This is a genomic window from Mycobacterium sp. B14F4 (genome assembly GCF_039871645.1).
Lineage (GTDB): Bacteria > Actinomycetota > Actinomycetes > Mycobacteriales > Mycobacteriaceae > Mycobacterium.
Genome location: NZ_JBDPMF010000004.1, coordinates 440,863 through 464,515, shown reverse-complemented (window position 1 = coordinate 464,515; position 23,653 = coordinate 440,863). Strand labels below are relative to the sequence as shown.

Annotated in this window: 22 protein-coding genes; 13 read left to right on the top strand and 9 right to left on the bottom strand. The window is 67.7% G+C overall.

Going from position 1 to position 23,653, the window contains the following annotated elements; genetic code table 11:
- The first annotated feature begins 48 nt into the window (after positions 1–48).
- Complete coding sequence (locus ABGB19_RS14690; protein ID WP_347686671.1) at positions 49–1,416, top strand: aromatic ring-hydroxylating dioxygenase subunit alpha; 1,368 nt, start codon at positions 49–51, stop codon at positions 1,414–1,416.
- Positions 1,410–3,071, top strand: coding sequence for an FAD-binding protein (locus tag ABGB19_RS14685; RefSeq protein WP_347686670.1), 1,662 nt, complete (start codon positions 1,410–1,412; stop codon positions 3,069–3,071). Before ABGB19_RS14690 ends, ABGB19_RS14685 begins: the two co-directional genes overlap by 7 nt.
- 50 nt (positions 3,072–3,121) lie before the next feature.
- Here ABGB19_RS14685 and ABGB19_RS14680 read toward each other — a convergent pair whose 3' ends face one another.
- From ABGB19_RS14680 to ABGB19_RS14665, 4 genes are read right to left on the bottom strand one after another with little or no spacing between them, the layout of a single operon-like run.
- The gene (locus ABGB19_RS14680; protein ID WP_347686669.1) at positions 3,122–3,976 is read right to left on the bottom strand and encodes an enoyl-CoA hydratase/isomerase family protein; all 855 of its coding nucleotides are present in this window, start codon (positions 3,974–3,976) and stop codon (positions 3,122–3,124) included.
- Positions 3,973–5,193 carry a CoA transferase gene (locus ABGB19_RS14675; protein ID WP_347686668.1) on the bottom strand — a complete coding sequence of 407 codons (1,221 nt, stop codon included), beginning with the start codon at positions 5,191–5,193 and terminating at the stop codon, positions 3,973–3,975. Before ABGB19_RS14675 ends, ABGB19_RS14680 begins: the two co-directional genes overlap by 4 nt.
- Positions 5,190–6,311, bottom strand: a complete 1,122-nt coding sequence (locus ABGB19_RS14670; protein ID WP_347686667.1) for an acyl-CoA dehydrogenase family protein — start codon at positions 6,309–6,311, stop codon at positions 5,190–5,192. The genes ABGB19_RS14675 and ABGB19_RS14670 overlap by 4 nt, the downstream gene beginning before the upstream one ends.
- Before the next feature lie 58 nt (positions 6,312–6,369).
- Positions 6,370–7,545 carry an acyl-CoA dehydrogenase family protein gene (locus tag ABGB19_RS14665; protein ID WP_347686666.1) on the bottom strand — a complete coding sequence of 392 codons (1,176 nt, stop codon included), beginning with the start codon at positions 7,543–7,545 and terminating at the stop codon, positions 6,370–6,372.
- A 93-nt stretch (positions 7,546–7,638) separates the two neighbouring features.
- On the opposite strand from ABGB19_RS14665, the gene ABGB19_RS14660 reads away from it, so the two are divergent.
- From ABGB19_RS14660 to ABGB19_RS14630, 7 genes are read left to right on the top strand one after another with little or no spacing between them, the layout of a single operon-like run.
- Positions 7,639–8,502, top strand: coding sequence for a mycofactocin-coupled SDR family oxidoreductase (locus ABGB19_RS14660; RefSeq protein ID WP_347686665.1), 864 nt, complete (start codon positions 7,639–7,641; stop codon positions 8,500–8,502).
- Positions 8,503–8,508: 6 nt separating this feature from the next.
- Positions 8,509–8,835, top strand: a complete 327-nt coding sequence (locus ABGB19_RS14655; RefSeq protein ID WP_347686664.1) for a hypothetical protein — start codon at positions 8,509–8,511, stop codon at positions 8,833–8,835.
- On the top strand, positions 8,832–9,812 hold the full coding sequence (locus ABGB19_RS14650; protein WP_347686663.1) for a thiamine pyrophosphate-dependent dehydrogenase E1 component subunit alpha: 981 nt from the start codon (positions 8,832–8,834) through the stop codon (positions 9,810–9,812). Before ABGB19_RS14655 ends, ABGB19_RS14650 begins: the two co-directional genes overlap by 4 nt.
- Before the next feature lie 9 nt (positions 9,813–9,821).
- Complete coding sequence (locus ABGB19_RS14645; protein ID WP_347686662.1) at positions 9,822–10,820, top strand: transketolase C-terminal domain-containing protein; 999 nt, start codon at positions 9,822–9,824, stop codon at positions 10,818–10,820.
- Complete coding sequence (locus ABGB19_RS14640; protein WP_347686661.1) at positions 10,813–11,049, top strand: biotin/lipoyl-containing protein; 237 nt, start codon at positions 10,813–10,815, stop codon at positions 11,047–11,049. Before ABGB19_RS14645 ends, ABGB19_RS14640 begins: the two co-directional genes overlap by 8 nt.
- A gap of 16 nt (positions 11,050–11,065) precedes the next feature.
- Positions 11,066–11,929: an enoyl-CoA hydratase-related protein gene (locus ABGB19_RS14635; protein WP_347686660.1), complete on the top strand. Its 864-nt coding sequence runs from the start codon at positions 11,066–11,068 to the stop codon at positions 11,927–11,929.
- The gene (locus ABGB19_RS14630) at positions 11,930–13,438 is read left to right on the top strand and encodes an acyl-CoA synthetase (RefSeq protein WP_347686659.1); all 1,509 of its coding nucleotides are present in this window, start codon (positions 11,930–11,932) and stop codon (positions 13,436–13,438) included.
- Positions 13,439–13,458: 20 nt separating this feature from the next.
- Here the strand turns inward: ABGB19_RS14630 and ABGB19_RS14625 are convergent, their stop codons facing one another.
- Together ABGB19_RS14625 and ABGB19_RS14620 are read right to left on the bottom strand one after the other, a co-directional pair.
- The gene (locus ABGB19_RS14625) at positions 13,459–14,616 is read right to left on the bottom strand and encodes a Zn-dependent alcohol dehydrogenase (protein ID WP_347686658.1); all 1,158 of its coding nucleotides are present in this window, start codon (positions 14,614–14,616) and stop codon (positions 13,459–13,461) included.
- Complete coding sequence (locus ABGB19_RS14620; RefSeq protein WP_347686752.1) at positions 14,613–15,743, bottom strand: cytochrome P450; 1,131 nt, start codon at positions 15,741–15,743, stop codon at positions 14,613–14,615. Before ABGB19_RS14620 ends, ABGB19_RS14625 begins: the two co-directional genes overlap by 4 nt.
- A gap of 161 nt (positions 15,744–15,904) precedes the next feature.
- Between ABGB19_RS14620 and ABGB19_RS14615 the strand changes: the two genes are divergently transcribed.
- Genes ABGB19_RS14615 through ABGB19_RS14605 form a run of 3 tightly spaced genes read left to right on the top strand, consistent with a single transcriptional unit; the run spans position 15,905 to position 18,452 of the window.
- Positions 15,905–16,261 (top strand): Rieske (2Fe-2S) protein, encoded by a 357-nt coding sequence (locus tag ABGB19_RS14615; RefSeq protein ID WP_347686751.1) that lies wholly within the window; start codon positions 15,905–15,907, stop codon positions 16,259–16,261.
- Positions 16,258–17,319, top strand: a complete 1,062-nt coding sequence (locus tag ABGB19_RS14610) for an amidohydrolase family protein (RefSeq protein ID WP_347686657.1) — start codon at positions 16,258–16,260, stop codon at positions 17,317–17,319. Before ABGB19_RS14615 ends, ABGB19_RS14610 begins: the two co-directional genes overlap by 4 nt.
- Positions 17,316–18,452, top strand: a complete 1,137-nt coding sequence (locus ABGB19_RS14605) for an amidohydrolase family protein (RefSeq protein ID WP_347686656.1) — start codon at positions 17,316–17,318, stop codon at positions 18,450–18,452. The genes ABGB19_RS14610 and ABGB19_RS14605 overlap by 4 nt, the downstream gene beginning before the upstream one ends.
- Before the next feature lie 7 nt (positions 18,453–18,459).
- Here ABGB19_RS14605 and ABGB19_RS14600 read toward each other — a convergent pair whose 3' ends face one another.
- Both ABGB19_RS14600 and ABGB19_RS14595 read right to left on the bottom strand, forming a co-directional pair.
- Positions 18,460–19,173, bottom strand: a complete 714-nt coding sequence (locus ABGB19_RS14600) for an SDR family oxidoreductase (protein ID WP_347686655.1) — start codon at positions 19,171–19,173, stop codon at positions 18,460–18,462.
- Between the two features lie 10 nt (positions 19,174–19,183).
- Positions 19,184–19,993, bottom strand: coding sequence for an FCD domain-containing protein (locus ABGB19_RS14595; RefSeq protein WP_347686654.1), 810 nt, complete (start codon positions 19,991–19,993; stop codon positions 19,184–19,186).
- Positions 19,994–20,107: 114 nt separating this feature from the next.
- On the opposite strand from ABGB19_RS14595, the gene ABGB19_RS14590 reads away from it, so the two are divergent.
- Complete coding sequence (locus ABGB19_RS14590) at positions 20,108–22,405, top strand: CoA transferase (RefSeq protein WP_347686653.1); 2,298 nt, start codon at positions 20,108–20,110, stop codon at positions 22,403–22,405.
- A gap of 3 nt (positions 22,406–22,408) precedes the next feature.
- On the opposite strand, the gene ABGB19_RS14585 is transcribed toward ABGB19_RS14590, so the two are convergent.
- The gene (locus ABGB19_RS14585; RefSeq protein ID WP_347686652.1) at positions 22,409–23,647 is read right to left on the bottom strand and encodes a cytochrome P450; all 1,239 of its coding nucleotides are present in this window, start codon (positions 23,645–23,647) and stop codon (positions 22,409–22,411) included.
- Positions 23,648–23,653 lie beyond the last annotated feature (6 nt).

Genomic DNA, 23,653 nt, shown 5'->3' with positions numbered 1-23,653 from the left:
TTTTAGAGCGGCCAGACTCCCGAACTCCGTGTCAGGACGGTGCAGCCGATGGACGCCCACTCAGTGGACTGGACACCGCTTCCGGTGCCGTGGGCGGTTCAGGCCGCCGACCGCATCCCCAAACAGCGGTATTACGACCAGGATTTCTACGCCCTGGAGACCGACAGGTTCTGGCCCCGCGTGTGGCAGATGGCGTGCCGGCTGGAGGAGATCCCGACGCCCGGCGACTTCGTCGAATACGAGATCCTCGACCAGTCGGTCATCGTCGTCCGGGTCGACGGGTCCACGGTTCGGGCGTACTACAACTCCTGCCGTCACCGCGGCATGAAACTCGTCGAGGGCCGCGGTTCGCGGCGCAGCTTCGTCTGCCCGTTCCACGGTTGGTGCTGGGGTCTCGACGGCGCCAGCACGTTCGTGTTGCGGGCGGAGGTGTTCGACGAAACCAACCTGTGCGCAGAGGATCTCGCGCTCGCCTCGGTGCGGTGCGAAACATGGGGCGGCTGCGCCTGGATCAACCTCGACGACGCCGCGCCGCCGCTGCGGGACTGCGTGGAGCCGTTCGCGTCCCGCCACGACGAGTGGAAGGTGGAGGCACTGCGCACCGAATGGTGGAAGTCGTGCCTGCTGCCGGTGAACTGGAAGCTCGCGACAGCGGCATTCATGGAGGGCTACCACGTTCCGCAGACGCATCCGCAACTGCTTCCGTCGTCGTTCAGCCCGGAGTCGGAGTCGGTGCATCCCGTCGTCCAGGCCAGCCTGCACTTCATGCGGACGCTGGGCTCGGGGATGGGCGGCATGACGCACGAGAACGACGTGCGCGTCGCCGAGGGCCTGCAGGACATCGCGCTGCCCGACGATCCGGCCGAGGCGATGGCGGCGTGGCGCGGCGCCGTCAACGACGCCGTCACCCGGTGGCACCGGGCGCGCGGCTGCGATTTTCCCGACCTGAACGATCTCGATCGCCGCGGCGTGATCGATCCGATCGGCTTCTGCTTCCCGCACTATTTCCTGCTGCCGCAGTACAGCAGCGCGTCGTCGTACCGAATCCGTCCGCTGGGGCCGGAGGAGACGTTGTTCGAGATCTGGTCGCTCACCCGATATCCCGGTGACCGGTCACCGGGCCGGCCGACACCTCCCGAGCCGTTGGCGCCCGACGATCCGAATTGGCCGACGATCCCCGGCCAGGACTTCGCGAACCTGCCCCGTCAGCAGAAAGGGCTGCACGCAAGGGGATTCGAGTACATGCGGCTGTCCAACCAGATCGAGGGCCTGATCTCCAACTTCGAACGCGTCATCGACGGCTTCTTGGCGGGCCTGCCGTACGAGCGGCTGACACCTGCCATCCAGAAGACCAACACCACCATCGACGTGCCGATCGTCGACCTCGGTCTGACGGAACGGGTTCCGGCGTGGTGACCTGGGACGAGTCCGTCGACCTGCTCATCGCGGGCAGCGGCGGCGGGGGGATGGTCGCGGCACTCGCGGCACTGGACGCGGGCATCGAACCACTGGTGGTGGAGAAGCAGGCGCTGATCGGGGGATCCACCGGCATGTCGGGCGGCATGATCTGGTTGCCGGACAACCCGCTGATGCGCGCCGAGGGCATCCCGGATTCCCGCGAGGACGGGCTCGCGTACTTCGACGCGGTCGTGGGAGACATCGGTGAGGTCTCCACACCCGCCCGCCGTGAGATGTTCCTCTCCGCGGGCTACGACATGGTCGACTTCCTGCTCCGCAAGGGTGTCCGGTTGGTGAGGTGCCCCGGCTGGAGTGACTACTACCCGAACCACAAGGGCGGCAACGAGACCGGCCGCTCGGTCGAGGGGGTTCCGTTCGACGCCGCCGCGCTGGGCGCCTGGGCTGACAGGGTCCAGCCGTCGATGGCCAAGAACTACGGTTTCGTCGTCATGACCAACGAGTTGCGTGCGGTGCAGTACTTCAACCGTTCCCCACGCGCGTTCGCCGTCGCGATGCGGGTGTTCGCGCGCACAAGGATCGCCAAGTTGCGGCGCCGCGAGCTGATGACCAATGGCGCATCGCTGATCGGTCAGATGCTGAAGGTCCTCCTCGATGGCGCCGGCGAGCCGCCGGTGTGGGCGAATGCTGCGATGGAAGACCTCATCGTCGAGGACGGCCGCGTCGTCGGCGCACGGATCAGCCGCGACGGCGCCACGGTGAACGTCCAGGCCCGCAGGGGAGTGCTGCTCGCCGCGGGCGGTTTCAGCCGCAACGCGGACATGCGTCGGCGTTACAGTGCCGATCAGCCGAACGACGGGAAGTGGTCGATCGCCAACGCCGGTGACACCGGTGAGGTGCTGCAGACCGCGATGGCTCTCGGCGCGAAGACCGATCTGCTCGACGAGGCATGGTGGCTTCCCATGGTTTTCCTCGCCGACCCGGGCGCGGCGTCGCTCGGGTCCGGACGGCAAAGACCGGGCGCCATCTACGTCGACCAGAGGGGCAGGCGCTTCTGCAACGAGTCGAATTCGTATGTGGAAGTCGGCAAGGCGATGTACGCCAACAAGGCCGTACCGTGCTGGCAGATCTTCGACCACGGGTACGTCGGTCGCTACGTGTCGGGCGCCAACCCGTTGAGGAAGCGCACGCTGTCCGACGAGTTGATCAGGCAAGGCGCGGTCAAACGGGCCGACACCGTCGCCGGCCTCGCACACCAGATCGACGTGCCCGCCGGCGATCTCGAGCGCACGGTCGCGCGCTTCAACCAGTTCGCGGTCGAGGGCCTCGACCCGGACTTCGGCCGCGGCCAGTCCGCGTACAACCGTTGCCTCGGCGACCCCGGTTTCCGGCCGAATCCTGCGCTGGGTCCGCTGGATTCGGCGCCGTACTACGCGACGCGGGTGTTTCCCGCCGACGTCGGGACGTGCGGAGGACTGATCACCGACGAGCACGCGCGGGTGCTGGACGAGCACGACCGGGTGATCGACGGCCTCTACGCGACCGGCAACATCACCGCGACGGTGATGGGCCGCAACTATCTCGGGGCCGGGGGCAGCATCGCCAACACGATGATCTTCGGCTACGTCGCGGCGCGCCACGCGGCCTGCCGCTGACATTTCTCTAAGCGAGCAGACGCAACGCTGACCTTTTCGGGCCGGCGGTTTTACGTCTGCTCGCGGGAAGAAGGTGGGCTGTCCTCGATGAAATCGCGTGGCGTGCGGCCGGATTGGATGAGCTGGGCGCGACGTTCCTGGACGTCGGTCGCCGCGCCGACCATGTTCGTCAGGATGTGGCTGACCTGAAGGTGCACCCGCATGCCCATCAGCTCGTAGGCCCGTTTGACGTTGTTCTTGACGGCCATCAGCGTGGTCAGGGGGATCTGGCCGATCCTGCGGGCCATGTCCTCGACCGTGTCCTCCAACTCGTCGCGGGGCACGACCTTGTTGAGCAGACCCCACTCCAGCGCCTCCTGCGCGGACAGCGTCGGCGCCAACAACAGCCAGTCCATCGTCCGGTGCCAGTTCATCAGCAGCCACGGCTCGATCATGGTGTGGCCGCCGGGCTCGCCCAGGCTCTGCGCGAGCGGCATCTGGAAGTACGCGTCGTCGGAGGCGACGCAGAAATCCGTCAGCAGGCCCAGATAGATGCCGCCGCCCATGCAGTAGCCGTGGATCGCAGAGATGGTGGGCTTGGGGAACTCCCACAGGTACAGCGTCGGCCACAGGAACAGATCGGCGGTGCCCTTGTAGAGATCCTCGAAGGTGGTCCCGAAGTCGGGGTAGGGGTTCTCGTCGGGGCCCCAGCGCGCGACGTGCCCACCGCAGAACCCCTTTCCGTTGGCCTTGAGGATGACGACCTTGATGTCCTTGTCGCGGTCGGCCTCCCGCAGGCACTGGTCGACCTCCTGGACCAGGGCGGCATCCTTGGTGTTGGCCTTTTCGGGCCGATTCAGGATGATCCGCGCGACCGGTGGCTCGCGCTCGTAGATCACCGCGCCCAGCTCGCGTCGCTCAGTCATAGGATCGCGCCGCGGTCCTTGGCCGCCGAGATGTCGTCCCAGTCCAGATCGAGCTCCAGCAGGATCTCCTCGGTGTGCTGGCCGTGCTCGGGCGCCCGTGCCGGCGTGGGGGGCGTCTCGTCGAACTGCACTGGCGCCGCGACGATCTGGTAGTCGTTGCCGTGGTCGTCGACGTTGCCGACGACGTAGCCGTTGGGCCGGACCTGCGGATCGTTGAGGGTTTCCCTCGGCGTCGCGAGCGCCGCCCACACCCCGGGCTCGCCGGCGAGCGCCTCCTTCCAGTGGGCGAGATCCTCGGCGGCGATGCGGTCGCCGACGAGCTTGCACGCCTGCTCGGCGTTGGCGATGAGGTTGGCCGACGGGACGAACCGCTCATCGGTGGCGAGTTCGGGCAGTCCGATGCGTTCGCAGAAGCCGGCCCAGAACCGGTCCGGCTGCAGGAAGACCAGTTGGATCCACCGCTCGTCACGGGTCTTGTAGCGGTTCACCAGCGGGTTGATCGCGAGGCCGGGTGGGGCGCCCGGGATGCCGTCGATGTCGAAGAGGTCGGCCACGGAGATCGACGGCGCGATGCTCCACATCGCCTGCGCCAGCAGCGATGAATCGACGATCGACGGTTCGCCGGTGCGTTCGCGGTGGAACAGCGCGGCGCAGACACCGCCCGCAAGGGTGATGCCGCCCTGCAGATCTCCGAATCCGGGGCCCTGCACCGCGGGTGTCTCGGTACCGAATGGCGTCATGGTGTAGGACACCCCGCCCCGCGACAGGTACGTCGCGGCGTCGAAGCCGCCCTTGTTGCGATCCGGCCCGCGGACTCCGGTGCCGGTGCCGCGGGCGATGATGATGTCCGGATTGAACGAGCGGATGTCGTCCACGGTGAGCCGGGCGCGTTCGAGTGGGCCGGGCAGCCAGTTGGTCAGGAACACGTCCGCGGTCGCGAGCAGCCGGCCGAAGTACTCGCGCCCGGTGTCGGACTTGAGGTCGATGGCGATGCTGCGCTTCCCGCGGTTGCCGATCTCCAGGATGAAATCCACCTTGGCGCGGGCGGCCTCTTTGGTGAATCCGCCGATCACCAACGCCCGCCCGGGATCGCCGGCCTTCACGTCCTCGACCTTGATGACGTCGGCTCCCCAGTCCGCCAACGCCGCGCCGGCGGACGGCACGTAGGTCCAGGACGCCAGTTCGACGACGCGAATGCCGTTGAGTACCCCTGTCATAGCGCATCTCCTCTTTCGTCGCGCCCGGTGGCCGACGACACCAGCCGCCTGCCCACTTCCTCGAGGTGGCGGTCGGTGCCTCCGGCCATGGCGTCGAAGCTCAGCAACCGCTTGAGGTAAAGGTGTGCGTCGTGCTCCCAGGTGAACCCGATGCCACCGAACACCTGGATGGCGGTGTCGCCGACGGTCGCGAGTCGACCCGCGAAGGCTTTGGCGCCGATGGCGGCCAGATGGCGTTCGGCGGGCCCGGCCGCGTCGGCGGCCCACATGGCGTACACGACTCCGCTGCGGGCGAGTTCGACGGTCTCGTACATGTCGACACAGAGGTGCTGCACCGCCTGGAAGCTGCCGATGGGCTTGCCGAACTGCCTGCGTACCTTTGCGTGGTCGACGGCCAGGTTCGTCACCGCGTGTGCCGCGCCGAGCGCATCGGCGGCACAGGCGGTGAGCACGTCGTCGCGTAACGCCTGAACCGCGTCGTCGGCCGTGGCGGCGACGGGCTGCGCCTGCGCGTCGTCGAAGTCGATGTCGAACAGCTTGCGGGTCGGGTCGATGTGCGTGCGGGCCGTGACGGTGACGGCGTCGGACGGTGAATCGACTGCATAAAGCGCTGCACCGTCGGCCTTTTCGGCCAACACGAGCAATACGTCGGCCGCGGCGGCGGCCGGCACCGCGGCGGCAGAGCCCCGCAATACGGTTCCCCCCGCGGCGGACAGGGCTTGCGGGCGGGTGCCCTCGAGCCCGGCGACCGTCGCGATCGTCGAACCATCGGCGATCGCTCGCAGAAGGTGGGCCGCGTCGCGTTCGGCGCCCATCCGCAGCAGCGCGCGCGGCGCCGCGACGGCCGAGGAGAGCCATGGACCCGGGTTCAGCGCCGCTCCGAGTTGTTCGGCGACGATGCCGGCCTCGACCATCGTCGCACCCGCACCGCCGTGGTCCTGCGGAACCAGGAGGCCGACGACACCGAGATCGACCAGTCCCTTCCACACCGCATCGGTGGTGCCGGTCTCGTCGTCGAGCATCGGACGCACATGTGTTGCGATGGAGGCCTTCTCGCTCAGGTAGCGCTTGACCGTGTCGCGCAGGCTGAGCTGCTCGGCGGTGAGTTCCAGGTTCATCCGGATAATCCGTCTCCCTGCCCTTCGGGCGGGTGGTGCCCCCACTTCGCGCAAGCGCTCATCGCCGCGGCAACCCCAACACGCGGGTGGCGATGATGCCCTTGTTGATCTGCGTGGTTCCGCCCGCGATCGTCAGCGAGCGCGACGACAGCCGCTGGTCGGCCCACCGGTTGCTGCATCCGCTGCTCGCGCCTGGGCCCAGCGGTCCGAGGATGTCGTAGGCGAGCGCGGCGAGTTCCTGCCCCGCCTCGGCCCAGACGCTCTTGGCGAGGCTGGCCGAGCTCAGCCCGTCGCCGCCGTGCAGCGTCGTGGAGATCGCCCTCTTGCAGAGCATTTCGAGAAAATCGATGCGTACCGACAGCTCACCCAGGCGGCGCAGCACCGACGGGTCCTCGACCACCGGGCGACCTGCGACGGTCACCCCGGCCAGGTCGGCCACCAGGTCCCGCAACTGCAGTTGCAGTTGGGCGTACAGCCGTGCCGCACCGGCCCGTTCGTGACTCAACGTCGTGGTCGCGACCGCCCAGCCACCGTTGAGAGGGCCGAGCAGCGAGTCGGCCGGGACGCGGACGTCATAGAAGAAGACTTCGGCGAAGTCGGCGGACCCGTTCAGGGTGACCAGCGGACGCGCCTCGATTCCGGGCAGCGTCATGTCGACGATCAGGCACGAGATGCCCTTGTGCTTGGGTGCGTCCGGATCGGTGCGAACATACAACTGGCACCAGTCGGCGCGATGGCCCAGCGACGTCCAGATCTTCTGCCCGTTGACCACGAAGTGCTCACCCTCGCGCACCGCGCGGGTGCGCAGCGCGGCCAGGTCGGATCCGGCATCCGGCTCCGACATGCCCTGGCACCAGATGTCATCGGCACGGACCATTCTGGGCAGCAGCTCGCGCTTCTGCGCCTCGGTGCCGTACTGCATGATCGCCGGTGCGATGTTGTTCAAGCCGATCACGTTGAGCGGCACGGGAGCTCGCGCACGCGTGGTTTCCTCGGCGTAGGCCAGCTGCTCGAGCACCGTCGCACCGCGGCCGCCGTACTCGGCGGGCCAGGAGACAGCGCCCCAACCCGCATCCGCGACGCAGGCGTCCCACGCCCGCAGGATGTCGAACGCATCGGCGTCGCGGGCGCGTCGACGACCGGCGGTCACCACCTCGTCGGCGAGGTGCGCGGCCAACCAGGCGCGCAGTTCCTTGCGGAACCGCTCCACGTCGGGAGGGTCGGAGAAGTCCACCGGGGTCCTGTCGGATCATACGGGCTTTTTATCTATTTTTATGAGTATAGCTAGTTGAGGCCTTAGAGTTGGCGGGAACCACAGGAGGCAACGATGGGCAGGGTCGCCGGCAAAGTGGCGCTGGTCAGCGGCGCTGCGCGAGGGCAGGGCCGCTCGCACGCCAGGACGTTGGCGGCCGAGGGCGCCGACATCATCGCCGTCGACATCTGCGCCGACATCGAGACGAACGAATACCCGCTCGCACGACCGGAGGACCTCGACGAGACCGCGCGCCTCGTCGAGAAGGAGGGGCAGCGCGCCTACACCGAGATCGCCGACGTCCGCGACCGGGCGGCGCTGGCGGCGGCGATCGATCGCGGGGTCACCGAACTCGGGCACCTCGACATCGTCGTGGCCAACGCGGGCATCTGTCCGCTGACCGCGGGCCTGCCGCCGCAGGCGTTCGTCGACGCGGTCGACGTCGACCTGGTCGGCGTCCTCAACCTCGTCCACGCGAGCATGAAGCACCTGCAGGCCGGCGCCTCGATCATCGCGACGGGATCGGTGGCGGCGTTCATGGCATCGATGAACACCAGCGGCATCGACGGGGGACCGGGAGGGGCCGGCTACGCGTTCGCCAAACAGGTGATCGCGCACTACGTCAACGATCTCGCGCACGTACTGGCGCCGAACAGCATTCGCGTCAACGCCATTCACCCGACGAACTGCAACACCGACATGCTGCACAGCCCGCCCATGTACCGCGCGTTCCGGCCGGACCTGCCGAACCCCACCCGCGAAGATGCCGAAGTCGTCTTCCCGGTGATCCAGGGAATGCCGATTCCCTACGTCGAGCCCGAGGACATCAGCGAAGCGGTGCTGTTCCTCGCCTCGGATGCGGCCCGCTACATCACCGGGCAGCAGCTGCGTGTCGACGCGGGCGGGTTCCTCAAAGTCAAGCCGTGGTCGGGCGCGTAGGAAGGGATGAGCGTGCCGAGAGGGATCATGTATGTCGAGACCATGCCGCCGTCACCGGACAGGGAAGCCGACTACCACACCTGGTACAACGAGACGCATCTGGCGCAGATCCTCTCGGTCGAGGGCATCGTGTCGGCGCGGCGGTTCGCGCCGACGGACGGCACCGGCCCGTTCATCGCGATCTACGAACTCGACTGCGACGACCTCGAGGCGACGGTGGCCCGACTGGGCGAGCTGGGCGCCCGCGGTGAGCTGACCGGGATGGAGAACCTGGGTATGGACCCGCCGCCAGTGCCTCGGGTGTATCGCGAGATCGGTTCGCTCGGGCCATGACTCAGCCAGATGACGTCCAGCGGCGCCTGTATGCGTCGATGACGCTGATGAAGGCCGCCGACGACCGGCTGAGCAAGGGCATCGGCACCGGCGAGTTCATGTGCGTGTACTGGCCGTCGCGCGGCCAGGAGGCGATCGCCGCCGCGATGGGTGTCGTGCTGCGCGTCGACGACCAACTGGTGACGACGTATCGGGGGCTGCACGATCTCATCGGCAAAGGCGTTCCGCTCACCGAAATCTACGGCGAGATGATGGGGCGCACCGTCGGCGCCGGCCGCGGCAAGGGCGGGACCATGCACATCGCCAAGCCGGACCGGGGTGTGATGCTGTCGACCGGCATCGTCGGCGCCGGGCCGCCCGTCGCGGTCGGCCTGGCGATGGCGGCGCGGCGCAAGGGCCTGAACCGCGTCACCGTGGTGAGCTTCGGCGACGGCGCCACCAACACCGGTTCGTTCCACGAGGCCGCGAACATGGCGGCGCTATGGAACCTGCCTGTGGTCTTCCTCTGCCAGAACAACCTGTACGCGGAGATGACCCCCACCGCCGACACCATGAAGCTCGACCGGGTGGCCGACCGGGCCGCCGGCTACGGCATGCCCGGCGTCCGCGTCGACGGCAACGATCCGCTCGCCGTCACCGCCGCACTGCAGGACGCCGTCGAAAAGGCAAGAGGCGGTGAGGGTCCCACACTGCTCGAGTGTGTGACGTTCCGGTTCCGCGGCCACTACTTCGGCGACCGGATGCCCTACATCCCGGCCGAGCAGCTCGAGGCGGCCTTGGCGGCCGACCCGGTGCCGCGGTTCCGTCGCCACCTCCTCGACTCGGGGGTCTGCACCGAGAACGACCTCGAAAGCCTCGAACGCGAGGCGGTCGACGAGGTCGAGCGTGCGCTCGCAGCGGTACTGGAAGCCGGTCCGCCGTCGGCCGACGAACTCGACCGCGACGTCTACGCGACCCCGATCCGCTATCCGGTCTGAGGACGACACATGGACGAACGAGAGATGTCGATGCGCGAGGCGTTGCACCTCGCGCTCGATCAGGCGATGGCGGCCGACGAGCGGGTGTTCCTGCTGGGGGAGGACATCGCCGACCCCGGCGCGTCCGGGCCGACCGCCGGCCTGTCGACGAAGTACGGCCACGAACGTGTGCTCGACACCCCGATCTCCGAAGCCGCGATCGTCGGCGCCGCGATCGGGGCCGCGATCGACGGGCTGCTCCCCGTCGCCGAGATCATGATCATGGACTTCATCGGCATCGCCGCCGACCAACTCATCAACAATGCGGCCAAGCTGCGGTTCATGACGGCGGGCCGGACCACCGCACCGATCACCGTGCGCACCCAGGTGTACGGCGGCCTCGCGACGGGCGCGACGCATTCGCAGAGCCTGGAAGCGTGGTTCATGCATATTCCCGGGATGAAGGTGATCGTGCCGTCCACGCCACGTGACGGCAAGGGACTGCTGACGTCGGCGATCTTCGACGAGGACCCGTGCCTGTTCGTCGAGACCATCCGCCTGCAGGCCCAGAAGGGCTTGGTGCCAACCGATCCCGGGTTCTCGATCCCGCTCGGTGTGGCAGACGTCAAGCGCGCCGGCTCCGACGTCACGCTGATAAGTTACGGGCGCAGCGTGCATGAGGCGCTGGGCGCCGCGGCGGTGCTCGACGAGCGGGGCGTCAGCGCCGAGGTGATCGATCTGCGCACGCTCGTGCCACTCGACGTCGACACGATCGCCGAATCGGTGCGCCGGACCCGACGCGCCGTGGTCGTCCACGACGCGGTGCAGTTCGCCGGGCCGGGCGCCGAGATCGTCGCGACGCTGCAGGCCGAGTGCTTCGACGAACTCGCCGCCCCCGTCGAACGGGTCGCGGCGCGGTTCGTTCCCACGCCGGCGGCCCCGGCGCTGGAAGCCCAGCTCTACCCGTCGGCGGCGCGCATCGTCGCTGCCGCGCAGCGCACCCTCGACAAGGTGGGTCTGCGTGCCTGACTTCGTCATTCGAATCCCGCGCGTGTCCGTGGCCGTCTCCGAAGCCGAACTCACCGAGTTCCTCGTGGAGGCGGGCCAGCACGTCGAAGAGGGCACGCCCCTCTACACGATCGCCACCGAGAAGACCGAACAGGAGATCGAGGCCGGGGCCTCCGGCACCGTGCACTGGACGGGCGAGGTCGGCACCACCTACGACATCGGCGCCGAGATCGGTGTGATCACCACATAACGAAAGAAGGAGACGAGTGGACCTCAACGAGACACGCGAGAGAATCATCTACCAGAAGGACGGGCCGATCGCGCGCATCATCCTCAACTGGCCCGAGAAGGCCAACGCGCAGGACCAGAAGCTCGCCGAGGAGGTCGATGCGGCCCTGCTCGACGCCGACCGGGACTACGACATCAAGGTTCTGGTGCTGAAGGCCAACGGAAAGGGCTTCTGCTCCGGACACGCCATCGGCAACAACGCCGTCGACTACCCGGCGTTCGTCGAGGGCGCGATGAGGATGGGCCACCCGTGGAAACCGCAGTCCGACCTGTTCGTCAAGCCGACGCTGAACCTGTGGGAGTTCTCCAAGCCGACGATCGCGCAGGTGCACGGCTACTGCGTCGGCGGCGGCACGCACATGGGGCTGATCACTGACATCGTGATCGCCTCCGAGGACGCCTACTTCTCCTATCCGCCGCTGCAGGGCTTCGGGATGCCGTCCGGCGAATGCTCCATCGAGCCATGGGTTTTCATGAACTGGCGCCGGGCGGCCTACTACCTCTTCCTGGCCGAGGTTATCGATGCGCGCAAGGCGCTGGAGGTGGGTCTGGTCAACGAGGTCGTCAAGCGCGAGGATCTCGACGACCGCGTCGAGGCGATCGCCCGTCACATCGCCCGTGCGCCGATGACGACACTGCTGGCGACGAAGGCCAACCTGAAACGGGCATGGGAGTTGATGGGCATGCGGGTGCACTGGCAGAGCTCCAACGACCTGGTCGCGCTGGCCTCGATCAGCAAGGACGTCCAGGAGCTGATCCAGACCGTGTTCCGGGACAAGATCCTGCCCTCGGAGATGGCACAGCGGCAGGCCGCCGCGTCGACCGATGGCGCCGCCACGTAGGTGTACACCGCCGCGCCGGATGCGCCCGCACTGATCGAGGCCGACGGCGACATCGTCAGCTACGGCGAACTGTACGAACGCTGCCAACGCGTTGCCGCACTGCTACACGACGCGGGACTGCGCCGCGGTGACGGCGTCGCACTGGTGCTGCCGAACCGCCGCGAATTCCTCGAGATCACCTGGGGCTGCCAACTGTCCGGGCTGTACTACTCGGCGGTGAATACCCACTCCACCGCGGAGGACGTCGCGTACGTCGTCGGCGACTCCGAGGCCAAGGCGGTGTTCGTCGACGCCTCGCTGGCCGGGCTGGCCGAGCGCGTCGGCGCCGTCGACCTCCGGATCTGTGTCGGCGGCGAGATTTCCGGGTGGTGCGCCTACGGCGATGCGCTCGCCTCGGCGGGTACGCCGCCACCGCGCTGCGACGGGTCGGAGATGCTGTACTCGTCGGGAACCACGGGGCGGCCCAAGGCGGTGCGCCGGCCGCTGCCGGCGGGCGGCGAAGGGTCGTGGGGGCAGAGCGTTCTGGAAAACGCTCTGCGCCAACGTTATGCAATGACGAGCGACAGCGTGTACCTCTCGCCGGCCCCGCTCTATCACGCGGCGGGCGTCAACTACACGATGGCGGTGCAGCGGGTCGGTGCGGCGACGGTGTTGATGCGCAAGTTCGACGCCGAGACCGTGCTGCGGCTGATCGAGACGCACCGCGTCACGCACGCCCAGTTCGTGCCGACCATGTTCGTGCGCATGCTCAAGCTGCCCGAGGAGGTGCGGGAGTCCTACGACGTCTCCAGCCTGCAGTGCGTGATCCACGCAGCCGCGCCGTGCCCGGTCGACGTCAAGCACCGCATGATGGACTGGCTCGGGCCGGTCGTCCACGAGTACTACGGCGGCACCGAGGGTTTCGCCGGATCGACGATCGGCCCTCAGGAATGGCTGGCGCATCCGGGTTCGGTGGGTAAGCCGTACACGCCGGTGCATGTGCTGGGTGAGGACGGCAGGGAGCTGCCCACCGGAGAGGCCGGCGAGTTGTTCTTCGAAGGCGGACCCGAGTTCGAGTATTTCAAGGATCCGCAGAAGACGGCGTCGGTGGCCAACGCGCGGGGGTGGCGATCGCTGGGCGACGTGGGGTATCTCGACGCGGACGGCTACCTGTACCTAACCGACCGGTCGACGTACATGATCGTCTCGGGTGGGGTGAACATCTACCCGCAGGAGGTGGAGAACCTCCTGGTCATGCACCCAGAACTGGTCGACGCGGCCGTGTTCGGTGTGCCGAACGACGAATTCGGCGAGGAGGTCAAGGCGGTGGTGCAACCGCGCGACGGCGTGACGCCGGGACCTGCACTCGCCACCGAGCTGATCGACTACTGCCGGGCACGTCTCGCCGGCTACAAGTGCCCGCGCACAATCGACTTCGACGCCGCCCTGCCGCGCGACCCCAACGGCAAGCTGTACAAACGGCGCATCCGCGACCGCTACTGGCAGGGTCGCGCGTCACGCATCGTGTAGCCGTCCGGGCGAGCCTCCGATCACTTCAGCCCGAAATCGATCACCCCGCGGATGATCTCGCCGTTCATCTGGTCCCGGTACCCGTCGTTGATGTCCTCGAGCCGGTAGCGCCGGGTGATCATCTCGTCGAGCCGGAGAAGGCCGGTCTCGTAGAGCCGCGCGAACCGGGCGATGTCGACCCTCGGGTTGCACGACCCGAACACCGTGCCGACGAGGTTCTTGTTCCAGAGGATGAAGTCCTGCAGGTTGATCGCGATGGAGCTGGTGGTCTGCCTGGTCATCCCGGTCAGCACGCAGGTGCCGCCCTTGCGCGTCAGGCTCAGAGCGGCCTGGACGTCGGGCTCGGTGATCAACGACGGTGCGACGACGACACTGTCGGCCATCACGCCGCTGGTCAGATCGCGAACCAGGTCGGCGGCCTCCTCGGTGGTCGAGGCCGTGTGTGTGGCGCCGAATCCCAGCGCCGACTTCTGTTTGAACTCGACGGGATCCACCGCGACGATCTGCGCGGCGCCGTTGATGCGCGCGCCCTGGATCGCTGCGGTGCCGATGCCCCCGACGCCGATGACGACGACGGTATCGCCGGTCCGCACCTTGGCACGGTTCTCGGCGGAGCCGTAGCCGGTCGGGATCCCGCACGACAGCAGCGCCATCGGCAGCAACGGCAGGTGCGGATCGATCTTGACGATCGAATCCGTTGACACCACGGTGTGTTTCGAGAACGCGCCCACCTTCGACAGATGCCCGAGCTGACGGCCGTCGGCGGTGTGATGGCGGAAGGTGCCGTCGGTCGGCATACCGGGCACCATCACCTGTGCGCCCATATCGCAGATGTACTCCATCCCCGAGTTGCACCACCGGCAGCGGCCACACACCGCGACGAAGGTCGTCACCACATGGTCACCCGGCGCGAACTCGGTGACACCACGGCCGACGTCGAGCACGACGCCGGCGCCCTCGTGCCCGCCGATCATCGGGAACATCGACGGCAGGCCGTAGGCCTCCATCACCTCATTGGATGCCGACATGTCGCCGTTGCGGATGTGTTCGTCGGAATGACACAGCCCGGCGGCGGCCATCTCGACGAGCACCTCGCCGGCCTTGGGCGGATCGAGCTCGAAGTCTTCGACGGACCACTGCCGGCCCACGTCGTGCAGGATCGCCGCGCGACTCCTCATGCGACCGGACGGAAGGTCACGGGTAGGTGCCTGGGGGAGCGGAACGGCATGCCCGTGATCTTCGTGTCCTCGTCCTCGAGGAGCGCAAGGTCGGTCACCCGGTCGAAGAGGCTGTTGAGCATCGCCCGCGTTTCCACTCGCGCGAGATGCATGCCCAGACAACTGTGGATCCCGCCGGCGAACGAGATGTGCGCGCGACGGGGCCGATGTATGTCGAACACATCGGGGTTGTCCCACCGCTTGGCGTCGCGATTCGCCGAACCCATGCACAGATTGACCTGCGCGCCCGCCGGGATCGTCATGCCGTGCATCTCGACGTCGCGAGTGGTATTGCGCGCCACCAGCACCAGTGGCGTCTCATACCGGATACCTTCCTCGATCGCCGCCGGGATCAGGTCCCGATCACGCTGCAGCGCCTCCAGTTGATCGAGGTGGGTGAGCAGCAGCGCCAACAGGTTGCTCGACGAGCGATACGTGGTCTCCAATCCCGCGGGCAACAGCAGGCGCAGAAACGAGATGATCGCCTCGTCGGTGAGCTTCTCGCCGTCGATCTCCGCGCGGACGAGATCGCCGATCACGTCGTCGGTCATCTTGCTGCGACGCTGGTCGACCTGTTCCTGGAAGTAGGTGCCCAATTCGACCGAGGCCGTCAGACCCGCCTCGATGTCCTCGGTGATCGAGATGAGGTCCAGCGAGAGCCGGCGGAACATGTCGAGATCGTCCTGCGGCAGGCCGAGTAGCGCCGCGGTGACCCGGGTCGGGAACTCGAACGTCACCGCCTTTATCAGATCGACTTCGCCGTCGTCTTTGAACTCGTCGACCAGTTGGTCGCAGATCGGATCGATCACCTCGGGTTCCCACTGTGCGAGCGCGCTCTGCCGGAAGGCCTTCGACACCAGGCTGCGGTGGTCGTGGTGCTGTTTGCCGTGCATGCCGAGGATCGTGGGCCCGAAGACGAGCCCGATCGTGTTGTTGTACATCTCCGAGGCGAACACGGTGTCTTCCCGGAATGCCCTGAAGACGCTTTCGAAGTCGAACAGCACCCAGTTCTCGGAGGTCTTGAGTTCCGGCGGCATCAGATCGCTCTCCATCAGCGTTCCGCGCCACACCGGTTGCGTCCTGCGCATGTATTCGAAGAACGCGTACGGATCATCGGCCACATCGGGGGCAAGCTGGTCGTTCGAATCGGTGCTGATCGTCACCTTGCCTCCTGGGCAGCAGGTAGCGGCTCTCTGCGGCTATCTTTACTATTTTAGGTATTCTAGGTCAAGGAGACCGAGGGGACGTGATGCAGCGCCGACCGGTGTGTGCGATCGAGGACCTGCCGCCCGGGAGCATGAAGCTGGTGCCGGCGGGCCAGTTCGGCGTGGGCGTCTACAACATCGGCGGGTCGCTGTACGCGATCGCGAACTACTGCTCGCACGAAGGCGCCCCGCTGTGCGAGGGGTACGTCCGCGGCACCACCGAGTACGCGCCGGAGATGCCGGACGGCATCAGGCATGTGCGCGACGGCCAGATCGCGCGATGCCCGTGGCATCAGTGGGAGTTCGACATCACCACCGGCCTCAACGTCGCCGATCCCACGAAGCGGGTCCGCACCTACGAGGTCGACGTCGCCGACGGACAGGTCTACGTGATCGCATGAGAACACCAGTGATCGACACCTGCGTCCAGCCGCACTTCCGGTACAACAGCGAAATCCGCCAATACCTGGCGGCCCCGCACAAGCTGCGCGCGATCCCCGACGTCGAACAGCAGTGGTACCAGGCGCCCGGCGGCGACTACCGGGCCGATCTCTACGGCAACGGATATCCGGGGTCGGACCCCGAGACCGTCGCCCGGCATCTGTTCGGCGAGGGCGGCGTCGACGTCGCGATCCTGAACCCGTTGACCCGCGGCAACATCGCCGACTACCTGCTCAACAGCCGTATCTGCGCGGCGGTCAACGACTGGCTGCTCGATCGCTGGCTCGAACCCGACACCACCGGCCGGTTCCGCGGCACCATCCGCGTCAACCCGGAGGACGTCAGAGGCGCCGTCGCCGAGATCGAGCGACTGGCCGGGCACCCGAAGATGGTCCAGGTCGGTGTGCCGCTGCAGTCGCGGGAACCGTACGGCAAGCCGATGTTCGAGCCGATCTGGGAGGCCGCCGCCGCGCACGGCCTGCCGGTGGCGGTGCACATCAACGGCGGCAACGGCGTCGACCACGCCCCGACGTTCGCCGGTCACGCCCATACCTATCCCGGATACGCGGCGTTCATGCCGCTGAACTTCTTCGTCCACCTCGCGACGTTGATCGTCGAGGGAATGTTCGGCAGGCATCCGGGGCTGAGATTCGTGTTCACCGACGGGGGCTACGACATTCTCACCCCGCTGATGTGGCGCCTCGACACGTTCTGGATGTCGATGCGCGACCAGACCCCCTGGGTGGACCGCTATCCCAGCGAGTATCTGCCGGATCACGTGCGGTTCAGCTCGTCGGCGTTCGACGGGCCCACCGACACCGGGCAGGCCGAACGCTGGCTGGACTTCACCGACAAGGCGGACCTGCTCATGTACGGCTCGAGCTATCCGCACTGGTCGACAACCGGCCCCGATGCGGCCGTGGCCGGACTCAACTCTGAGCAACGCGACAAAGTGCTGTGGCGCAACGCAAACCGCTTGTATGCGCTGGAGTTCGAGGTGGAGGGCAGCATGCAATGACGACGATCGAGAGGCCGGCCGTCACCCAGGACACCGCGGTGACCATCGTCGACACCGATGTCCACCCGCTTCCGGTTTCGGCCGAGGTGCTCAAGGACTATGCGCCCGCAGAATGGCGGGACAAGCTCTGGCCGACCGGCAACGCCGTGGCGCCGTTGCCCCACTTCTACGACACACCGGACTCGTACAAGACCATGTCACTGCGCGTCGACGCCAGCCCGCCCGGCGGTGGGATCGCGGGCAGTGACCCGGAATTCGCGGCCAAGCAGTTGCTCGTGGACGCGGGGGTGAGCATCGCGGTACTGGAACCGATGTGCGACGCGCAGCTGCCGCAGGCCGAGCACGTCCTCAAGGCCACGCACAACGACTGGCTGGCCGACGTGTGGCTGTCGGACAACAACTGGCACGGGCGGTGGCGCGGCGCGATCAGCGTCACCGCCCAGGATCCGCACGCCGCGGCCGCAGAAGTCGAGCGGTGGGCGGGCCATCCCTACATGGCCGAGGTGCTGATCACCCCGCAGACCCGCGGAATACCGTTCGGCAGCCCGCATTTCGATCCGCTGTTCCAAGCCGCCGCACGCCACGGACTGCCGGTGGCCACGCATCTGATGGGGCAGACGCCGTTTGAGCTGATCCCCATCTATCCGGTCGGCAACCCCGCGCACTGGCACGACTTCTTCGCGTCCTGGCCGCTGCTGTACGTCTCACACCTGATGAGCCTGGTCTTCGACGGCGCGTTCGACCGCCATCCCGGGCTGCGCGTCGTGTTCGTCGAGGGCGGGTTCACCTGGGCGCTTCCGGTGATGTGGCGGATGGACCGGATCTGGGAGCGGCGCAGGGCCGACCTGCCGCACGTCAAACGCAGACCCTCGGAGTATGTCCGAGAGCACGTCCGCTTCACCACGCAGCCGCTCGAAGAGGTCAACACCAGGGTGTACCGCGAGTACCTGGACATGATGGACCTCGGCGACAACCTGATGTTCTCCACCGACTATCCGCACTGGAGCTACGACTCGCCGGACTGGGCGATCCGGCGCTTTCCCGCCGAACAGCGTGAGCGGATCATGCGCGGCAACGCGACCGCGCTCTACGGCCTGCCGTCGACCGTGAAGGCACTGCCGGGCGAACTCTGAGGCGGAGTCACTTGACGGCGCGGCGCTCGACCTCGAGCGGGACCACCGGCGGCCGGGCCGACGGGCCGCGCGTCATCGCGTGCAACCGGATCTCGGGCACGTCCACGGACGGGTCGAGGGTGTCGAGCCAGACGACGGCGTCGGCGACGTCGGCGGCACGGATCGCATACATCTCGAACGGCACGTCCTGCAGCATCTCGGTCTCGACCGGGCCCGGCGTGACGATGTGCACATTGATGCCGTCGCGGTCGACCTCCTGGGCCAGTGCGCCCGCGAACGCGTTCATGCCCGCCTTGGCAGCCGAGTACGCGGTGCGCGCGCGCATCGGTTCGTGCGCCGCGGACGATGAGATGAACACGAAGCGGGAACCGGCCGTCATCCGCGGCAGGGCCGCCGATGTCACCACGAAGCACGAGTCGAGATTGGCCGAAATCGTTGCCCGCCACTGCTCGAACGTCTGCTTGCGCGCGTACGTCCCGCCGAGGATGCCGGAGGCGTGAACGAGGAGGTCGATGTCACCAGCCGCCTCGACGGCCGGCTCGAACGTCGACGGCCGGGTGGCATCGGCGACGACGTAGCGCGCGCCCATCTCCTCGGCTGCCGCCCGCAGCGGCGTCTCGCGCCTGGCGGTCAGGACGACGTCGTAACCGCTTTCGACCAGCCTGCGGCCGCAGGCCTTGCCGATACCCCCGCTACCGCCGGTGATGAGCGCCGTTCGCACCTGGCACCTTTCAGCGCTGGCGCTGCGCCAGTGCCTGCGGCGACAGCGCGACGATGCGTTGCTCCGGGTCACCCGCCAGCAGATAGGACTGGGTGTCGGCGACGTGCCTCGCGGCCAGCTTGCGGGCCCGTTCGGCGTCACCGGAGTCGATGGCGTCGGTGATCTTCTGGTGCACGCTCAGCGCAATCCGGCGCTTGCTCATGGAGGGATATTCGCCCTTGGCCGCCGTTTCCTCCGCCCACCAGTTCAAGTGGCCGGTCCACAGCGTCTCGAGGCTGCCCACCACCGCGATCATCGTGTGATTGCCGCAGCCGCGCACGATCTCGTCGTGGAACTGACCGCCGATCTCGGTGAACCGCGCGCCGTCCTCGATGTGTTCGGCCATGGCGTCGTTGAGTTCTTTGAGTTTCGGGATCAACGTCTTGCCGCGCTCGGGGTGGCGCGCCGCCAGCGCCGCGCACATGGGGTCGAGTTCCTGAAGGGCGGTGCCGAGATCGGCAAGCGGGACATAGTCGCTCTGGAGCAACAGCCCGAGCATGTAGGCCGCGCTGGCCTTGGCCGGAGCGTGCACCACCGCACCGCCGCGGTTGCCGCGACGCACCGACACCAGTCCCTCGGTCTCGAGGATTCGCAGCGCTTCTCGCAACGACACCAGGCTGACGTTGAACTGCTCGACGAGGATCTCCTGGCGCGGAAGCAGATCACCGTCGGCGAGTTCGCCCTCGATGATCTGGCGGCGCAGTTCGTCGGCGACGATCTCGGCGGTTCTGCGTGCCCCCAACCGACGCCGCGCCTCGGGGCCAATTCCCAGTGTTGTCATGACTTGGCAATATTAACAGTGATAAGCCGTTCACCTGGGACGTACCGGTTCGCCAACTGACAATAGTTACTAAGATGGCAAAGAAACGCCGGTCGGCTGTCGGAGAGGGAGTCTGTGGGTTCTGCGGACAGGGCACCCACCCCGTTGGATGACCTACGCGTCGTCGAGGTCAGCGACAGGATCGCCGGCGCGTACTGCGGCAAGCTGCTCACCGACGCGGGCGCCGACGTGGTCAAGGTCGAACCCGCCGACGGGGACCCGCTGCGCCGCCGGACCATGACGGGCGCGGCGCTCGACGGGACCGACTCGCCGCTGTTCAGCTACCTGAACGCCGGGAAGCGCAGTGTCACAACGTGTTCGACCGACCTACTGGCCGGCGCCGACGTCGTCGTGGTGACCGCGAACCAGTCCGGCGCACGACGAGTCGGCATCGACCCGGACGTTCTCATGGCGACCGCGCCCGGGTGCGTCGTCGTCACGATCTCGGACTTCGGCTGGACGGGCCCGTGGGCGGAGCGCCCCGCCACCGAGTTCACGCTGCAGGCCGCCTCCGGCCTCACCGGGTTTCGCGGCGACCCGGCGGGTCCGCCCATCTCCGTCGGCGGTGACCTGGGGGAGTACATGGGTGGCGCGTGGGCCGCCCTCGGCGCGCTGGCGTTGTCTCACCGGGTGCGCGCAGGCGGCGCAGGCGGCCACCTCGACATGTCGATGCTCGAGGCGGTGACGCTGATGCAGAGCGGCGAATGGCTGCATTCCGCGCTGCTGCGGGTTCCCCCCGTTCGGCGCTCGATCGAGGTGCCGTCCATCGAGCCCGCCAAGGACGGCTACGTCGGGATCAGCATGGTCACGGGTCAGCAGTGGCTCGACTTCGCCGCAATGGTCGAATGTCCGGAACTGACCGAGATCGACCAACTGCAGTTCCAGATCGGCCGCTGGGACTACCGCGACTGGATCCGCGAACGCATCGACCCGTGGATGCGGGAGCGCACGGTCGCGGAGATCGTCGAACTCGGTCAGCTGTTCCGACTCCCGTTGGCGCCGTTGGGCAACGGCGCGACGATCCCGGACATGGACCACCTCGTGCAGCGCGGCGTGTACGTCGACAACCCGGCGGGCTTCCGCCAGCCCCGGCCGCCGTGGCTGATGTCGCGGGCCCGTCCCGCACCGGTCCGGCCGTCGCCCCGCATCGGCGACGCCGACGGCCAACCGCTCTGGGCGCCTCGGCATCACAAGGTCCGCACAGAACCAGGTGGTCTTCCGTTGGCCGGCCTGCGGGTGGTCGACTTCACCGCCTTCTGGGCCGGCCCGGCGGCGACGCACGCCCTGGCGGCGTTGGGCGCGGACGTGATCAAGATCGAGTCGATTCAGCGGCCGGACGGCATCCGCTACTCGGGTGGGATGCGCAAGGATGTCGACGACTGGTGGGAGTACGGCTGGGTCTTTCACGCGATGAACACCAACAAGCGGTCCGTCACCCTGGATCTGCAGTCCGACGAGGGCCTCCGCCTCGTCAAGCATCTGATCAGCCGGGCCGACGCCGTGGTCGAGAACTTCTCGCCGCGGGTGATGGAGCAGTTCGGCCTGGGGGCCGAGGAACTGCTCGAACTCAACCCGCGCCTGGTGATGATGCGCATGCCCGCCTTCGGGCTCACCGGGCCGTGGCGCGACCGGGTCGGTTTCGCGCCGACGATGGAGCAGATCGCCGGCCTGGCCTGGGTGACGGGCCTGCCCGACGGTCCGCCCATCGCGCCCCGCGGCGCGTGTGACCCGCTGGCGGGGGCGCACGCCGCGTTCGCGTTGCTTGCCGCGCGGCAGTTCAGCGACCGCACCGGCCGGGGCCAGCTCCTCGAAGTGCCCATGATCGAGACCGTGCTGAACGTAACGGCGGCGCAGACAATCGAATACGAGGTGTTCGGCCGGGTGATGGAACGGCGGGGCAATCGCGGTCACACCGACGCGGCGCAGGACATCTACCGGTGCGCCGGCGAGGATCGGTGGATCGCGGTCACCGTCGGCACCGATGCGCACCGCGCCGCGCTGGGCGACATCACCGGCGGCGCCGACATCGACGCCTGGCTCGCGACCCGAGACGCCGAGGAGGCGGCCGAACAGCTTGTCGCTGCGGGCATCCCGGCGGCGGTGGTGATCTCCCCGTCGCTGGTGACCGACAACCCGCAGCTGCGGCACCGGGGCTTCTTCGAACCGCTCGAGCATCGGCGTACCGGCGTGAACCTGTACCCCTGCCCGCCGTTCAGCCGCCTCGACGGCGCGCAACGCTGGCTGCTTCGCACCCCGCCGACGCTCGGCGAGCACAACGCCGAAGTCCTCACCGGGATGTGCGGGTTGACCGGCGCCGACGTGGAGCGCCTGGCCGCCCACGGCGTGATCGGGACGCGGCCCAAGGGGCTTTAGCCGTCAGCGCGGCCGCAACGAGATCGGCATCTCATCGAAGATGGTCATGTTGTTGGTCAGGTTGGGATAGGTGACCTTGGCCGGGCCCAGGCTGATGTCCTCAGCGCGGCAGAGCAATTCGTCGAGCACGGCCCTGATCTCGGCACGGGCCAGCATAGCCCCGAGGCAGTGGTGCGGCCCACCGCCGCCGAACGCCACATGCGGATTGTCGGCGCGACCGATGTCGAAGGTGAAGGGATCGGCGAAGACGTCCTCGTCGCGGTTCGCCGACCGCAGCATCGACACCACCCGCTCACCGCGCGGGATCGTGACACCGTCCATCTCGACGTCGACCTTGGTGGTGCGCGTCCAGAACGCGACCGGCGTCGCCCACCGCAGCACCTCCTCGACCGCGCTCTGCCGTACCGATTCGTCGGTGCGGTAGCGGTGTATCTGCCCGGGGTTGGCGACGAACTCGCGCAGCCCGTACGCGAGCGCGTTCTTGGTGGTGTCGCTGCCCGCGAACGCGATCACGAAGAAGAAGATCTCCATCTCGTTCGCGGGGATGGACAGCTGCTCGCCGTTCTCGTCGGTCACGACCGCCGAGGCCAATGTGCTCCAGATGTCGTCGGCCGGGTGGCGCCTCTTGTCGGCGGTCAGTTCGAGCGCATAGGCGAAGATCTTGCTGAACAGCTCGAACTGCTCCTGCTCGGTCAGTCTCGACTCGGGCGAATTCGCCTGCAGGATACGGTCGAACGTGTCGAAGATCTCCGGTCGGTCAGCCTCGGGGATCCCGATGATGTCGCCGATCACCGACATCGGCAGGACGTCGGCGACGTCGCCGATCCAATCGCCGCGGCGCGCGGCCAGCAGGTTGTCGATCATCGCGGCGGCGCGGGTGCGGATGCCGTTCTCCAGCTTGCCGATGGCCTTCGGCGTGAAGGCGTGCGACATCACCCGCCGCCGCTTCACCAGATCGGGCGGATCCATGTTGATGATGGTGGGGAACGATCCGACGACGCCGACGCCCTGGATGAGGGGGCCGTCCGCCGCGGTGAACGAGTCGGTGTCGCGGTGGATGCGATGGGCATGGTGAAGCCTGGTCGCCACCCAGAAGTCGCGCTTGACCGTCGCGGCCACGCCCTCGGTGAGCTCGTGATGGAAGATCGGCCGGTCCCGGCGCAGCTCGGCGAAGAGCTCGTCGGGAAACCCGTTCTGCCACAACGCGGAATCCGACAGGTCGACCGGCGTGGTCGTCGGCATGTGTCC